This window comes from Plantactinospora sp. WMMC1484, assembly GCF_049315195.1.
In the GTDB taxonomy this organism is placed as follows: domain Bacteria; phylum Actinomycetota; class Actinomycetes; order Mycobacteriales; family Micromonosporaceae; genus Plantactinospora.
This window is the reverse complement of the sequence record NZ_CP186055.1, coordinates 7,759,732-7,773,966: the sequence shown is the minus strand read 5'-3', so window position 1 is coordinate 7,773,966 and position 14,235 is coordinate 7,759,732. Positions and strand designations below refer to the sequence as shown.

Below are 14,235 nucleotides of genomic sequence, written 5' to 3'. Positions count from 1 at the left end.
AGCCGGTACCGCAGGAGGAGCCGCCCGTGGCCGCAGCGCCCCGCCTTCCCCAGAACGCCGTCAGTCAGCCGTCCATCCTGCGGGATCCGGCGTTTCTCCGGCTGTGGTCGGGCACCACCGCCTCCGGGTTGGCGACCTGGGCCCTGCCGTTCGTGCTCGGCCTCGCGGTACTCGACCGTGAACTCTCCCCGGCCGGGCTCGGGCTGCTGCTGGCCGCCCGCACAGTCGGATTTCTCGCCGCGGTCGCCGTCGGCGGGGTGATCGCCGACCGCTACTCCCGCCGCAGGGTGGTGCTGTTCTCCGGACTGGCCGCCGCTGCCGCGACGCCGGTGATCGCGGCAGGAACGGGCTGGTCGATGCCGTTGACAGCCGTCGCGGCGGCGGTCGCCGGAGCCGGACAGGGCGCATGCCGGCCGGCGTTCCAGGCACTGACCGCCGAAGTCGTCGACGAAGAACAGCGCCAGCAGGCCAACGCCGCCATGACCCTCTCCGTCCGGGTCACCACACTTGTCGCACCCGCACTTACCGCGCTGCTGGCCACCGTCCTCGACACCAACACCCTGCTACTCGGGATCGCCCTCCTCTGGCTGGCCACCGCCCTGCTACCGCCAGCGGGGGCACCGGCACCAGCCACCGGACAGAGCCACGGCACCTTCCTCGCCGAGTTCGCCGACGGAGTGCGCGAAGCCCGCCGACACCCCTGGTTTCTCGCCGGCCTGGGCGCGCTGACCGCCGTCATCGCCACCGGCTACTCCGCCACCGGCGTAGCCCTACCGTTGATCAGCCGGGACCGGTACGGCACCGAGGCCGTTCTGGCCGGGGCGGCCACCGCGTACACCGTCGGCGCGCTCGCAGGTGCGTTGCTGATCGCGCGGTGGCGACCGCAGAATCAGGGCTGGGCCGCGCTCGCCGGCCTGGCCTGCTACGGCTTCGCCCCACTCAGCCTCATGCTGCCCGTGCACCCCCTCCTCGTGATCGCCGCGTACGTGCTCGCCGGCATCGGGATCGAACTGTTCAACGTGCCGTGGTTCACCGCCACCCAACGCGAAGTGGAACCCCGCAAACTAGCCCGGGTCTCCTCGCTGGACTTCCTCACCTCCTACGGACTCGCCCCGCTCGGGCTCGCCCTCATCGCCCCCGCGATCGACACCTTCGGCGCGACCGCCGTACTCGGCACCACCGCTCTCGTCTGCTTCCTCGCCCCCGCACTCGCCGCGACCCTCCCCAGCGCCCGGCGTTTCGCCAACTCTCAACCCGATCGCCAGCCGACCCGTAATGACAACGAAAACCAGATCGGATAGCCTGGGCCTCTCGTGAGAAGAGAGGATCGCTGGTGGCCGTACCAAAGCGGAAGATGTCCCGGTCGAACACCCGGCACCGACGGGCGCGGTGGAAGGCGAGCCTGCCGCCGTTGACCCCGTGCCCCTGCCCGCGCAAGGAGATGGTGCTGCCGCACCACGCCTGCGTGCACTGCGGGCTGTACCGGGGACGTCAGGTGGTGGAGCAGCCGTGACCGCCCGGCTGCCGGTGACCGTGCTCTCCGGTTTCCTCGGTGCCGGCAAGACCAGCCTGCTCAACCATGTGCTGGCCAACCGGGAGGGACTGCGGGTCGCCGTCATCGTCAACGACATGAGCGAGGTCAACATCGACGCCGCGCTGGTCCGCGACGGCGGTGCGCTGTCGCGGACCGAGGAGCGGCTCGTCGAACTGACCAACGGGTGCATCTGCTGCACCCTCCGCGACGACCTGCTCGACGAGGTGGCCCGGCTGGCCCGGCAGGGGCGCTTCGACTATCTGCTCATCGAGTCCAGCGGGATCTCCGAGCCGATGCCGGTCGCGGCGACCTTCGCCTTCGGGGTCGAGGACGGGCAGGTGCTCGACGACATCGCCCGGCTGGACACCACCGTCACCGTCGTCGACGCCGCCGGCCTGCTCGACCGGATCGAGGCGGGGGAGACCCTCGAGCAGCGCGGGCTGGCCGCCTACGAGGGCGACGACCGCAGCGTCTCCGACCTGCTGGTCGACCAGATCGAGTTCGCCGACGTCCTGGTGGTGAACAAGACCGACCTGGTCACGGCGGACGACCTCGCGGTGGTGGAGGCGTTGTTGACCCGGCTCAACCCGGCGGCCCGGCAGGTCCGCGCCGTGCACGGACAGGTGCCCCCGGCGGAGATCCTGCACACCAACCGCTTCGACCTGGAGCTGGCGGAGACCGCACCCGGCTGGGTGGCCGAACTCAACGGCGGGCACGTCCCGGAGACCGAGGAGTACGGCATCTCCAGCATCGTCTTCCGGGACCACCGTCCGTTGCACCCGCAGCGGCTGTGGGACCTGCTCGGCGACGGGCTCGACCGCTTCGGTGTGCTGCGCTCCAAGGGCTTCCTGTGGCTGGCCAGCCGCCCGGACGTGCAGGCACTCTGGTCCCAGGCCGGCCCGTCCGGGCGCTTCGACCCGGCCGGCGTGCCGGTGGTGGTCTCCGGCGAATGGCCGGACGACCCTGCGGAACGGGCCGACCTGGAGGCCCGCTGGCATCCGGTCTTCGGCGACCGGCAACAGGAACTCGTCCTGATCGGCGTCGGGCTGGACGCCGACGGGCTGCGTACGGCGTTGGACGGCTGCCTGCTCACCGAGGCGGAGGTCGCGGCGGGCGAGGATGCCTGGCGGGCGCTGCCCGACCCCTTCCCGGCCTGGGACCTGACCGACCTCGACCATCACGGGCACCCGGAGCCGGTCGGCGTAACCGGCCCCCGCTGACCATGCCCGTCGACCTCGCCCCGGCCGACGTCGCCCGCTGGCGGCGGGACTGGGAAGCCATGATGGGCCATTACCAGCCCGGCCGCGCGAGCCTCGTCGCGGCCGGGCTGCACGCCGTGACGACGATGCTCGGCCGGCAGCCGGAGCGGATACTCGACCTCGGCGGCGGCCCCGGCACCATCGCCGAACTGTTCTCCGGACGCTGGCCGCAGGCCCGGGTGACCGTGCTCGACATCGACCCGGTACTGCTGGCCCTGGCCGAGACCGCGCTGCCGGAGCGGACGGATAGCGTCCAGGCCGACCTCAGCTCACCGGCCTGGGTCGCACGGGTCAGCGGGCCGTACGACCTGATCTGGGCCATCATGACCACGCACTACCTGCCGGAGCAGCGGCTGCGGCGCTGGTACGTCGAGACGCGCCGTGTGTTGCGCCCGCACGGACTACTCCTGGTGGCGGACACCATCCCGGACGGCCCGCCGGTACCCACGACTTCCGACGGCCGGGGTGGGACCGGGCAAATTGGGCATGGCGGTGCGGAGGAGCCGTGGCGGGACTGGTGGGACCGGCTCGCCGGGGTCGCCTCGATGGCGCCGCTGCTCCGGCGCCGCGCTGCCGTACTGGCCGGGCTTCCCGACGCGGAGTTCGTGGCGCCGGGCCGTTGGCACCGGGAGACCGCGTCGCAGGCGGGTTTCGAGCACGCCGGAACGCTCTGGCGGAACGGCGACCAGGCGCTGGTGGCTTTTCGGGCCACCGGGGAGACGCTATGACAAACCCTGCGTCGGGCTCCGTGGACGTGATGGTGGTGCTCTGCGACGGGCACCGGTGCCGGGCGTTGCGCGCTCGCACGGAGGTGGGGCCGCTCGGTGTCGGCGGCGACCTGTTCGACGTGCTCCGCGAGGTGGTCCGGGGCAGCAGAGGTGCCGTCCTCGTCCGCGGGCAGTGCCTGGGCGCCTGTCACCGCGCGCCGCTGGTCCTCCTGCTGCGCAACGCGGGCCCGAACGGCGGGGACAGGCGTGGGCTGCTCGTCGGTCCGGTCGAGCGGCCGGAGCAGGTGGCCGAGGTCGTCGACCTGGTCCGGCAGGCTGACGGGCGGCCGGACTGACCGCGCGGCCTACGGTCGTGGGACGGAACGCAGGCTGCGGCGATCAGCGGTCAGCGGCGACGGCCGACGTGCACGCTCCGCGCCTCGAGTGATCCCAGGTCGGTCCGACGGCCCAGCCAGGCGTTGTCGCTGGGATCGAGGAGCCGATCCCAGCTGAGCAGGTCGTCGGCGGTGAGCAGATTCGCATCCCGTAGCCGGTCGACCCGGTCGGCGAGGCCCGCCACGACGGCGCGCAGCCGGTCCGGCGGCAGGGGCGGGGGAGCCTCGACGAGGGCGGTGGCGGTCCGCACCGGGTCCAGACCGGCGCGGCGTAGTGCCTCACCCCAGCCGTAGGGCATCGGTCGGCTGCCGGGCAGCGCGGCGCGCATCCGGGCGAACCACCGCTCCTGCGCCAACTGCAACCGCGACTCCAGGCCGGGCTCGCCCACGCCGACGTCCCAGGGTAGGTGGCGGGCGGCCAGCCCGCCCTCGGCGAGGGCGAGCCGGCCGCCGGGCGCGAGGAGCGCGGCGAGGGTGTCGACGGCGCGTTGCTGGTCGCCGAGATGGTGCACGACCGCCGAGGCCCAGACGAGATCGGCCTGCCCGCCCACGGCCCCCCGCAGGGCTTCGGCGCCGTGCGAGAGGTCGGCGGGCAGGACCTCGATGCGGATCCGTGGATCGCTCCACTCGGCCTCGACCCGCTCCCGCGCCGCCTCGACCACCGTGGTCTCGGCATCGACGGCGAGGACCCGGCCACAGGTCATCTGTCGGGCCACGGCGAGCGCCATGCCGGCGCCGCCGCAACCGACGTCGACCGCGAGCCGGTCGCCGGGGGCGACCAACTCGCGGGCGACACTCTGGTACCACGCGCGATCGTCTTCGGCCGCGACGACGAGGTGCGGCGTACGTCCGGCCCAGTCGATGCGTACCGGACTCGTCATCCTGACTTCTTGCCGCCGCCGTGCCGGGCGTACTTGGCGCGGAACTTCTCCACCCGGCCCTCGGTGTCGACGAGACGCTGCCGTCCGGTCCAGAACGGGTGGCTGGCGGAGGAGATCTGCACGTCGATGACGGGGTAGGTGTTGCCGTCGGTCCACTCGACCGTCTGGTTGCTGGTGGCGGTGGAGCGGGTGAGGAAGGCGAAGTCGGCGGCGCGGTCGCGGTAGACGACGGGCCGGTACTCGGGGTGGATGCCGGGTTTCATGCAGGGTCTCCTTCGGTGTCGGTCGGGTTCTGACTGGCCGGGTCCAGGTCGGGCAGGGGGAAACAGCCGGCGAACGGGTCGGGGTAGCCGCGCCAGGTTTCCTCACCGTCGGCGAGTTCGGCGTCGGTGAGCAGGCAGCGGTTGAGGGTGCGGTGCAGGTCGGCCGGGTCGAGGTCCAGGCCGATGAAGACCAGGTGCTGGTGGCGGTCGCCGTAGTAGGGGTCCCAGTCGAGGGCGGCGGCGAGCTGCCGGTGGACCGGCTGGTGCTCCCAGTGCTCCTCGGGCAGGGCGGTCAGCCAGTGCCCGAGGCTGCCGAGGCCGAGCCCGCCGCCCGCGAAGTCCCAGGCGACGGCGGTGTCGGGCTGGCTGGCCAGCCAGAGGTGGCCACGGGAGCGGATCGCCTCGGCCCCGAGGTCCTCGAGCGCGTCGTGCAGCCGCTCCGGGTGCAACGGGCGGCGGGCCCGGTAGACCACCGACACCACGCCGCAGTCCGGGTGCGGCTCGTGCACGCCGAGAAGATGACCCTGCAGGCCGCGGGTCAGCACGCCCGGGGTTTCCGGGTGGTGCCGGCCGGTCCGGCGCAGTTGCCGGTCCAGGGTGTACGCGTCGACGAGGTCGCCGTCGACGCGTACCTGTGTCGCCCACGGCACCATCCGGGCCAGCAGGATGGCGAGGCGGTCGGTGTCGTACGCGCCCTCCTCGGAGCGGCCCCACAGGACGACGGTGTCGGCGTATTCGAGTTGGCGGACGATGACGTCGGCGAGTCCTCGGTCGTCGTTGTCGGCGGCGTGGATGTCGAGGGTCTTGAGGTCGTCGGTGCTGGCGAGTCCGTCGAGTAGGTGTTCGGCGTCGGTCACGGTGACGTAGGAGTCGATGCGGAGCAGGTTGGTGATCGGGGCGCCGTCGACCAGGCAGTGCGCGCAGGCGGCGGCGACCGCCTCCGGTTCGACCACCTCGGGCAGCATCAGCACCAGGTCCCGGCCGGGGTGGGTGTGGACCAGGCGGGCCAGGGTGGGCAGCACGTCCTCGCGGAGGGTGCAGGAGACGCAGCCGTGCGCCAGTGTGATCCGCTCGTCCTCTGTCACGCCGGTGCCGTCGCGGACCGTCCGGCGTACCACGCCGTCGCGTACGGCCGTCAGGTCGTGCCGGACCAGCAGCAGTGACGGGTCCGCAGTGAGCAGTGTCCGGGCGACCGCGTACGTCGCGGACGGCCAGAAGCCGCTGAGCACGGTCAGGGACGGGCGGCTGCCGGCTGTCGGGGTGCTGGTGCCGGGTGGTGCGAGTGGTGACGTCGACATCACGATCCTCACGGGTAAACGAAAACGATTGCCATTATAGTATGGTGGCTGGCGGCGATCCGGGGCCAGGGTCGCCGCCGTCACGTCGCGGCGGAGCCGTGAGGTCCCGGTAATGCCGTCAGGTCGCGGCGAAGTCGTGCAGTCGCGGCGAAGTCGTGTTGTCGCAGAGGAGATGCCATGTCCCGACGATGTGAGATCACCGGCGCCGAGCCCAGCTTCGGCAACGCCGTGTCCCACTCCCACCGGCGCACCCGCCGCCGGTGGAACCCGAACCTGCAGCGGCACCGCTACTGGCTGCCCTCGGAGAAGCGCTGGATCACCCTCACCCTCACCGCCAAGGCGCTGCGCACCGTCGACCGCAAGGGCATCGAGAAGGTCGTGGCCGAGCTGCGCGCCCGGGGGGTGAAGGTCTGATGGCCCGGCAGACCGACATCCGACCGGTGGTCAAGCTGCGCAGCACCGCCGGCACCGGCTACACGTACGTGACCCGCAAGAACCGCCGCAACGATCCCGACCGGCTGGTGCTGCGCAAGTACGACCCGATCGTCCGCCGGCACGTCGACTTCCGCGAGGAGCGCTGACGCCGGCTCAGGGCTCGCCCAGCAGGGTGGCCAGGCCCGCGATCGTGGTCTGGACGACGAAGGTGTAGTAGGTCCTGCGCTGGCGGGCGGCGGTCTGGCCACCCTGCGCGAACGGAGTGATGAACGCTTCGGCGAGTGCGCTGACCCCGGGACTTCCGTCGGTGGCGCGGCGGAAGTCGTCCATCATGGTCGCGTGGTCCCGGGGGCCGTCGTCCTCGTGCAGGAGGCGATCGTCTCCGATCGAGATGGTGAGCATGGCGTTGTTCAGCAGTGCGGCGTAGGCGAAGCCGGCCTGGTCACCGAACCCGGCCCGGAGCAGCACCTGGACCCCGGTGTCGACGATGGGCAGCACCGACGGGAACGTCGGACCGTGCATGAGTACCCACTTCGCCACCCCGGGGTGGGCGGAGACGGGTTGGTAGCAGTCGTCGAGCAGGGCGCGGAACCAGTCCTGCCAGTCGAGGTCGGCCGGCGGTGCGGCGAGACCGTCGAGTACGCGTTCCGCGACGTGCCGGGCGATGAGGTCCTTGCCGCCGACGTGGTGGTAGATGACGGAGGGGGCGACGTCGAGCCGGCGGGCGAGGTCCCGGATCGACCAGCCGGCCAGGTGGGACCCGTGGGTGAGTTCGAGCGCGACGTCGACGATGCGCTTCCGGGTCAGACCTACGTGAAACGGCGCGCTTGGCGCGTCGGACATGATGGTCTTCTCCTCTCCCTGCGAATCAGGCCGTAAGTGTGGTTGACGGACCACCGGGCGATCTGGGTAAGGTGCCCCTTACCTGATTAGAACACTGTTCTGACCGTGATAACCAATGCCGCATTCGCCGGCAGGCGGAAGAGGAACGGGATGCCATGAGCCAGGTCGCCCCCACGACCACAGATGCGACCGCATCCGGCGAGGACTTCTTCGCAGCGGTGCGGGGCAGCCTGGCCGGAATCGTCGGCCTGGGTCTGCTCGGCGCGGTCGCCGGCGTCGTGCCGTTCATCGCGGTCGTCGAACTCGCCCGGACACTGCTACCCGCACTCGACGGTGGTGCCGTGGACCAGCGCCGGATCTGGACGATCGTGATCGTCGCGGTGGTCGCGCTCTTCGTGGGCTCCGGCGCCGCGTTCGCCTCGGGCATGGTCGGCCACCTGGCCGACGCGGAGTTGCAGCTCAGTCTGCGGCAGCGGATCGTCCGTCATCTCCAGCGCCTGCCGCTGGGATGGTTCGGTGCCCGCACGTCGGGCACGGTGCGGAAGCTGGTCGAGAACGACGTGACCGCGTTGCACCAGCTCGTCGCCCACGCGATCCAGGACGTCGTCACGGCGATCGCCGTACCGGTGATCGGCATCGGCTACCTGTTCACCGTGCAGTGGCAGCTGGCGCTCGCCGCGCTGCTGCCACTCGTAGTCGCCGTGGTGCTGTACGTCCTGATGATGCGCGGCGGTGTCGAGAAGTACCGGCAGTACGAGTCGGCGGTGGAGCGGCTGTCCGGGGCGACGGTGGAGTTCGTGCACGGCATCGCCGTGGTCAAGCGGTTCGGGCAGCTCGGCCGCAGCCACCGCCGGTATCGTGACGAGACCAGGGACTACGTCCACTTCATCGGGCGGTGGACCCGGGACAGCGCCGTCTGGTTCAGCGTCATCGAGATCGTCACCTCGCCCGTGGTCGTGCTCGGCTACCTCGTCGCGGTCGGCGCGTGGCTCGTCACCGCCGGTGCCGCGGAGCCGATCGACGTCCTGCCGGGCCTGCTGCTCGGGCTGGGCCTGACCGGCCCCATCCTGAAGCTCGGCTCCTCGGGACAGTTTCTCCGCAACGCGACGAAGGCACGGCAGTCCCTGGCCGATTTCTTCGCCCTTGCGCCGACGCCCTGGGCCGACCCACCGCGCACCCCCTCCGGTCGCCACGTCGGGGTCGAGGACGTCTCGTTCAGCTACGACGGGACGCACCGCGTCCTGCACGACATCGCCGCAGCGTGCCGGCCCGGCACCGTCACCGCGCTGGTGGGCGCGTCCGGCTCGGGCAAGTCGACCCTGGCCAAGCTCGTGCCCCGCTTCTACGACGTGTCGCAGGGGCGGGTGTCGATCGGCGACGCGGACGTGCGTGAGGTCTCCGCCACCGAGCTGTACCGGACGGTCGGGTTCGTCTTCCAGGACGTACAACTGCTGCGCGCGAGCCTGCGCGACAACATCCGCCTGACCCGGCCGGACGCCTCCGACGAAGAGGTCGAGCGGGCGGCGCGGGCGGCACAGATCCACGACCGGATCCTGCGCTTCCGGCACGGCTACGACGCCGTCGTCGGCGTGGACGCGAACCTCTCCGGCGGCGAGGCGCAGCGGGTGACGATCGCCCGCGCCCTGCTGGCCGACCCGCCGATCCTGGTACTCGACGAGGCGACCGCCTTCGCCGACCCGGACTCCGAGGCCGCGATCCAGGCCGCGCTCAGCGCCCTCGCCACGGACCGCACCGTGCTGGTGATCGCCCACCGGCTGCACACGATCGTTGGCGTCGACCAGATCCTCGTCCTCGACGGCGGACGCGTCGTCGAGCGCGGCAGCCACGCCGAACTCGTCGCGGCCGGCGGACGTTTCGCCCGGATCTGGGCCGACTACCAGGCCAACCATGCGCGTTCCCGGCCAGAAGGGGTGCCCGGATGATTCGCCGCCTGCTGCACTACTCCTCCGCACGGGCCCGGCGCCTGCTCGTCGTCGAACTGGCCTGCATCGTGGCGACCGCGGTGCTCCAGGGTGTCGCGTTCCTGATGCTCGTGCCGCTGCTGCGGGCACTGTTCCTGGACGACATGGCGACGGTCCGCTCCTGGCTGATCGCCCTCGCCACGGTCGGCGCCGCATACGCGGTGGCGTTCTGGTTCGCCAGCCAGATCGGCATGAAGGCGAGCACGGCCGTGCTCGACTCGCTGCTGCGGCGGCTCGGCGACCGGCTCGTGGAGCTGCCGATCGCGTGGTTCGGCGTCGACCGCTCCGGCCTGATGGCCGGCATCGCCACGCACGGCGCGATGTTCGTCGCCACGACCCCGTACTCGATCGTGCGGCTCATCATCACCGGGTTCGTCACGCCGGCCACGGTGCTGATCGGCATGTTCTTCCTCGACTGGCGCCTCGCGCTGGCGATGACCGCGACGGTCCCCGTGCTCTGGTTCGCGTTCCGGTGGCTGCGTACCGGGATGGAGCGTGACGATGCCACGCACTCGGCGGCGGTCGCCGAGGCGTCCAACCGGGTGATCGAGTTCGCCCGGGTCCAGCCCGCGCTGCGGACCGCCGGTGACAACTCCATCGCCGACCGCCTGGTGGCGGACGCGTTGCAACAGCAGCACCGCGCGTACCGGGGTCTGCTCATCACCGGCGGGGCCGGCATCGCCGCCTTCGCCGCCGTCGTGCAACTCGCCCTGACCGTCGTCATCGTGCTCGGCGCCTACCTCGCGGTCGGCGGTTCGCTCGAGCCGGCGACGCTCATCGCGCTGCTGGTGCTCGGCGTGCGGTTCACCGAACCGATCGCCAACTCCGGAGCGCTCGGCGGCGGCGTCGCCGTCGCCAAGACCACGCTCAACCACCTCGACGACCTCTACGCGCTCAGCCCCCTGCCGGAACCGGACGAGCCGGCGACCCCGCGGGACTGGAGCATCGCCTTCGACGACGTCACGTTCGGCTACGGCGGCGCTCCCGTCCTGCGGCACCTGTCGTTCACGGCACCACCGGGCCGGATGACGGCGATCGTCGGGCCGTCCGGATCGGGCAAGACGACCATCGTCCGGCTCATCGCCCGGTTCTACGACCCGGAAGCCGGGACCATCTCCATCGGCGGGGCTCCCCTGCCCGAACTCGGCACGGCCGTCGTCGAGGCCGCGGTCGCCCCGGTCTTCCAGGACGTGTACCTCTTCGACGACACCATCCTGAACAACGTCTGGATCGGCAACCCCGACCTCGGCCGGGAGGACGTCATCGCCGCGGCCACCCGAGCCCGGGTCGACGAGATCGCCGCACGACTGCCGGGCGGCTGGGACGCCCGCGTCGGCGAAGGCGGCTCCAACCTCTCCGGCGGCGAACGGCAGCGGGTCTCCATCGCGCGGGCGCTGCTCAAGGACGCGCCGATCATCCTGCTCGACGAGGCGACCGCCGCACTGGACATCGGCAACGAGATCGCCATCAGCGACGCCCTCGACGCCGTCCGCGCCGACCGTACCGTCATCGTCGTCGCGCACCGACTCCAGACGATCATGACTGCCGACCAGATCATCATGCTCGACGAGCACGGCGGCATCGAGGAGGCCGGTACCCACACCGAACTCCTCGCCGCCGCAGGGCCGTACGCCCGCTACTGGCGGGAGCGCGTCGACGCCACCGGTTGGCAACTCACCCGACACTGACCCACCAGCACGACACCAGGAGCACCACGATGAGTACAACTGACGAGACCGTTCCGGCCCCGGTCCCGGCGCCGGGCGGAGCCACCGGGGCGTCCAGCGAGCGCCCACGGTTCTCGCTGGCGTTGACCGCCCGCGACCTGCTCAACGTCGCGATCTTCGCGGTTATCTACTTCGTGACGGTCTATGCCATCGCACTGCTCGGCATCATCAATCCGCTCGTCATGCTGCTCACCTTGCCGCTGAGCATCGTCGTCGCCGGCATCCCCTACATGCTCTTCCTCACCCGGGTGCGGCACGCCGGAATGGTCACCCTGTTCGGCGCCGCGATCGGCGTCCTTTATCTCCTCGGCGGCCACCCCTGGATCAGTACGCTCGTCACCATCGCCGTGGCGCTGCTCGCCGAGGTCGTTCTCTGGGCCGGCCGATACCGCTCCCGCGCGGCCGCGATCGTCGCCTACGCGGTGTTCTCCCTCTGGTACATCGGGCCGATGCTGCCGCTGCTGACCAACCGCGCCGAATACCTGGACTCGCCCGGCATGCGGGCGATGGGTCCGGAGTACGTCGCCTCGTTCGACCGGACCGTCTCGACCACCGTGCTCTGGGCCTACAACGTCTCGACGCTCGTCTGCGGACTGCTCGGTGGACTCCTCGGCGTCTACCTGCTCAAGAAGCACTTCACCCGTGCCGGCCTGGCCTGATCCGCCGCGGACCGACTCGGCCCCAATGCTCACCCGGACGGCACCCGACCGTGCACAGCGGGTGCCGGTGACGCCGATCCGGCCGCGTGGGCTCGACCCGCGCAGCAAGATCCTGCTGGTCGTGCTGGTCAGCACGGCCGTGACGAGCCCCGGCGGGCTGCGCTTCGTGCCGCCGGCCCTGCTCCTCGCCCTGGGGCTCGCGGTGTGCGAGGGCGCCTGGCGGCGAGTGATCACCCTCCCCGTCGTGGCCGCGTCGATGTGGCTGCTCGGCTGGTTGCTGCCGCTGTTCTGGGCCAACCGGTTCACCGCGATCCTGTCGCTGGCCTGCACGTATCTTCTCCGGTTCGTGGTGGCTATCGGCGTGGGGATGCACGTGGTCGCCACCACCTCGCCGACGGACCTCGGCGCGGCCCTCCGCGCCTGGCGGGTGCCGCGACCGATCGCCGTGACCCTGGCGGTGATGCTGCGGTTCTTCCCGGTCGTCGCGGGTGAGGCCACCGCCGTCCGCGACGCCATGCGGCTGCGCGGTCTCGCCGGAGCCGGCGGGCTCCTGCGGCATCCCATCCTCAGCACGGAGCGCTTCGCCGTACCGATGATCGCCTCGAGTCTGCGCGCCGGTGACGACCTCGCCGCCTCCGCGATCCTGCGCGGACTCGGCTCCCACCGGACCCCGACCGCGCTGCACCCACCCCGCTTCGGCCGGGCCGACGCGGTGCTGCTCGGCGTCGTCGGCCTACTCGCCGCCGCAGCCCTCCTGTGCTGCCCACCGTGTTGACATGATCCGGCTTAACCAGGTCGCCTGGACCTATCCGCACGCCGAGGGCCCGAGCCTTCGGGGCCTGGATCTGCACGTCACCGCCGGAGAACTTCTCGTCCTGTGCGGGGCGAGCGGCTCGGGCAAATCCACCGCGCTGCGCCTCATGAACGGGCTCATCCCGCACTTCCACGAGAACGGCACGCTGACCGGAACGGTGCACGTCGACGGTCTGGCCACCGCCACCGCGAAGATCGACGAGATCGGCCTGCGTACCGGCACCGTGCGCCAACACCCGCGCCGGCAGTTCTTCACCGACACCGCCCGCGACGAGGTGGCCTTCGCGATGGAGAACTTCGGGTACGCTCCCGCCGACATCCACACGCGGGTCGGCCGGACCCTCGACGACCTCGCCACGGGCGTGCCCGTCGAGCAACGGCTCCAGCACCTCTCCGGCGGCCAGCAGCAACAGGTCGCGATCGCCGCCTCCGCCGCACACGGCCCCGCCGTCCTCCTGCTCGACGAGCCCAGCTCGAACCTCTCGACCGGCGCGGTCGAGCGGCTGGCCGGCACGCTCGCGCAGCTCAAGCGCGACGGCGTCACCATCGTCGTCGCGGAGCACCGCCTGCACTACCTGCGAGACCTCGCCGACCGGGTCGTCGTGATGCGTGCGGGGAGGATCCACGCCGAGTGGACGGCGGCACAGTTCCGGGCCGTGCCCGACGAAGACCTCGCCCGCGAAGGGCTTCGGGGTGAGGTGCTCCGCGCCGAGCTGCCCGAACTCGCGGCCTCGGGCGCCAGCGCGGCCCGGCCGGTCCCGCCCGCGCAGGTACGCCCGGGAGTGCTGGAACTCGACGGCGTCCGGTGCCGGCTCGGCGGACGTACGATCCTCGACCTCGAACGGGTCGCCTTCCGGGCCGGCGAGGTGACCGCGATCCGTGGCATCAACGGAGCCGGCAAGAGCACTCTGGCCCGGATCGTCACCGGGCTGCTCCGATCCCGCGGCGTCGTACGCCTCGACGGCCGTGTCCTGAGCCGCCGGGCCCGACAGCGCGCGAGCGCAATCGTCATGCAGGACGTGCAACGGCAACTCTTCACCGACAGTGTCGAGGCGGAGATCCGGCTCGCCGGTACCAACGCGCCGGCCGCGCCCGACACCGCCGCCGTACTCGCCGCGCTCGACCTCGCCCACCTCGCCGAGCGGCACCCGCTGTCGTTGTCCGGCGGTCAGCAGCAGCGCCTGGTCGTCGCGGCCGTCCGGGTGGCGAACCGGCGCGTCGTGGTCTTCGACGAGCCGAGTTCGGGCGTCGATCGCCGCCACCTCGGGTCGATCCGCGCCCAGATCAGGCAGCTCGCCACGGATGGCGCCGTCGTGCTCCTGATCAGTCATGACGACGACCTGGTCGCGCTGGCGGCCGATCGGCAGCTCACCCTGGTCCCGGTCCGGAAGCCGAGCGGATCTCACTGATCGACTCGACCGCGTGGTGCCGGTCCGGGG

At 71.6% G+C, this 14,235-nt stretch carries 15 protein-coding genes and 1 pseudogene; 12 read left to right on the top strand and 4 right to left on the bottom strand.

The features are described 5' to 3' along the window. Positions 1 to 26 precede the first annotated feature (26 nt). The 5 genes from ACN28C_RS33255 to ACN28C_RS33235 are packed head-to-tail and all read left to right on the top strand — an operon-like array spanning position 27 to position 3,856. Complete coding sequence (locus ACN28C_RS33255) at positions 27 to 1,301, top strand: MFS transporter (RefSeq protein ID WP_422771430.1); 1,275 nt, start codon at positions 27 to 29, stop codon at positions 1,299 to 1,301. A 32-nt stretch (positions 1,302 to 1,333) separates the two neighbouring features. Continuing rightward, a complete protein-coding gene (rpmF, locus tag ACN28C_RS33250) occupies positions 1,334 to 1,513 on the top strand; it encodes a 50S ribosomal protein L32 (protein WP_422771429.1) in 180 nt (59 codons plus the stop codon). After that, a complete protein-coding gene (locus ACN28C_RS33245) occupies positions 1,510 to 2,754 on the top strand; it encodes a GTP-binding protein (protein ID WP_422771428.1) in 1,245 nt (414 codons plus the stop codon). Before rpmF ends, ACN28C_RS33245 begins: the two co-directional genes overlap by 4 nt. A gap of 2 nt (positions 2,755 to 2,756) precedes the next feature. Then, a complete protein-coding gene (locus tag ACN28C_RS33240; RefSeq protein WP_422771427.1) occupies positions 2,757 to 3,521 on the top strand; it encodes a class I SAM-dependent methyltransferase in 765 nt (254 codons plus the stop codon). Beyond that, entirely contained in the window at positions 3,518 to 3,856 is a 339-nt protein-coding gene (locus ACN28C_RS33235) for a (2Fe-2S) ferredoxin domain-containing protein (protein ID WP_422771426.1), read from the top strand. Before ACN28C_RS33240 ends, ACN28C_RS33235 begins: the two co-directional genes overlap by 4 nt. A 50-nt stretch (positions 3,857 to 3,906) precedes the next feature. On the opposite strand, the gene ACN28C_RS33230 is transcribed toward ACN28C_RS33235, so the two are convergent. The 3 genes from ACN28C_RS33230 to ACN28C_RS33220 are packed head-to-tail and all read right to left on the bottom strand — an operon-like array spanning position 3,907 to position 6,340. Continuing rightward, positions 3,907 to 4,776: a class I SAM-dependent methyltransferase gene (locus ACN28C_RS33230; RefSeq protein WP_422771425.1), complete on the bottom strand. Its 870-nt coding sequence runs from the start codon at positions 4,774 to 4,776 to the stop codon at positions 3,907 to 3,909. After that, on the bottom strand, positions 4,773 to 5,039 hold the full coding sequence (locus ACN28C_RS33225; protein WP_422771424.1) for a type B 50S ribosomal protein L31: 267 nt from the start codon (positions 5,037 to 5,039) through the stop codon (positions 4,773 to 4,775). Before ACN28C_RS33225 ends, ACN28C_RS33230 begins: the two co-directional genes overlap by 4 nt. Then, positions 5,036 to 6,340: a CobW family GTP-binding protein gene (locus ACN28C_RS33220; RefSeq protein ID WP_422774896.1), complete on the bottom strand. Its 1,305-nt coding sequence runs from the start codon at positions 6,338 to 6,340 to the stop codon at positions 5,036 to 5,038. Before ACN28C_RS33220 ends, ACN28C_RS33225 begins: the two co-directional genes overlap by 4 nt. 174 nt (positions 6,341 to 6,514) lie before the next feature. On the opposite strand from ACN28C_RS33220, the gene rpmB reads away from it, so the two are divergent. After that, positions 6,515 to 6,751, top strand: coding sequence for a 50S ribosomal protein L28 (gene rpmB / locus ACN28C_RS33215; protein WP_422771423.1), 237 nt, complete (start codon positions 6,515 to 6,517; stop codon positions 6,749 to 6,751). Further along, positions 6,751 to 6,918, top strand: a complete 168-nt coding sequence (gene rpmG / locus ACN28C_RS33210) for a 50S ribosomal protein L33 (RefSeq protein ID WP_107258087.1) — start codon at positions 6,751 to 6,753, stop codon at positions 6,916 to 6,918. Before rpmB ends, rpmG begins: the two co-directional genes overlap by 1 nt. A gap of 7 nt (positions 6,919 to 6,925) precedes the next feature. Here rpmG and ACN28C_RS33205 read toward each other — a convergent pair whose 3' ends face one another. Further along, positions 6,926 to 7,615 carry a TetR/AcrR family transcriptional regulator gene (locus ACN28C_RS33205; RefSeq protein WP_422771422.1) on the bottom strand — a complete coding sequence of 230 codons (690 nt, stop codon included), beginning with the start codon at positions 7,613 to 7,615 and terminating at the stop codon, positions 6,926 to 6,928. A gap of 155 nt (positions 7,616 to 7,770) precedes the next feature. Between ACN28C_RS33205 and ACN28C_RS33200 the strand changes: the two genes are divergently transcribed. From ACN28C_RS33200 to ACN28C_RS33180, 5 genes and pseudogenes are all read left to right on the top strand, one after another. Continuing rightward, positions 7,771 to 9,558 carry an ABC transporter ATP-binding protein gene (locus tag ACN28C_RS33200; RefSeq protein WP_422771421.1) on the top strand — a complete coding sequence of 596 codons (1,788 nt, stop codon included), beginning with the start codon at positions 7,771 to 7,773 and terminating at the stop codon, positions 9,556 to 9,558. Further along, the gene (locus tag ACN28C_RS33195) at positions 9,555 to 11,285 is read left to right on the top strand and encodes an ABC transporter ATP-binding protein (protein ID WP_422771420.1); all 1,731 of its coding nucleotides are present in this window, start codon (positions 9,555 to 9,557) and stop codon (positions 11,283 to 11,285) included. The genes ACN28C_RS33200 and ACN28C_RS33195 overlap by 4 nt, the downstream gene beginning before the upstream one ends. A 29-nt stretch (positions 11,286 to 11,314) precedes the next feature. Further along, a complete protein-coding gene (locus tag ACN28C_RS33190) occupies positions 11,315 to 11,983 on the top strand; it encodes an MptD family putative ECF transporter S component (protein WP_422771419.1) in 669 nt (222 codons plus the stop codon). 25 nt (positions 11,984 to 12,008) lie between these two features. Then, positions 12,009 to 12,763 (top strand): annotated as a pseudogene (locus ACN28C_RS33185) (energy-coupling factor transporter transmembrane component T). Next, entirely contained in the window at positions 12,760 to 14,205 is a 1,446-nt protein-coding gene (locus ACN28C_RS33180; RefSeq protein ID WP_422771418.1) for an ATP-binding cassette domain-containing protein, read from the top strand. Before ACN28C_RS33185 ends, ACN28C_RS33180 begins: the two are co-directional and overlap by 4 nt. Positions 14,206 to 14,235 lie beyond the last annotated feature (30 nt).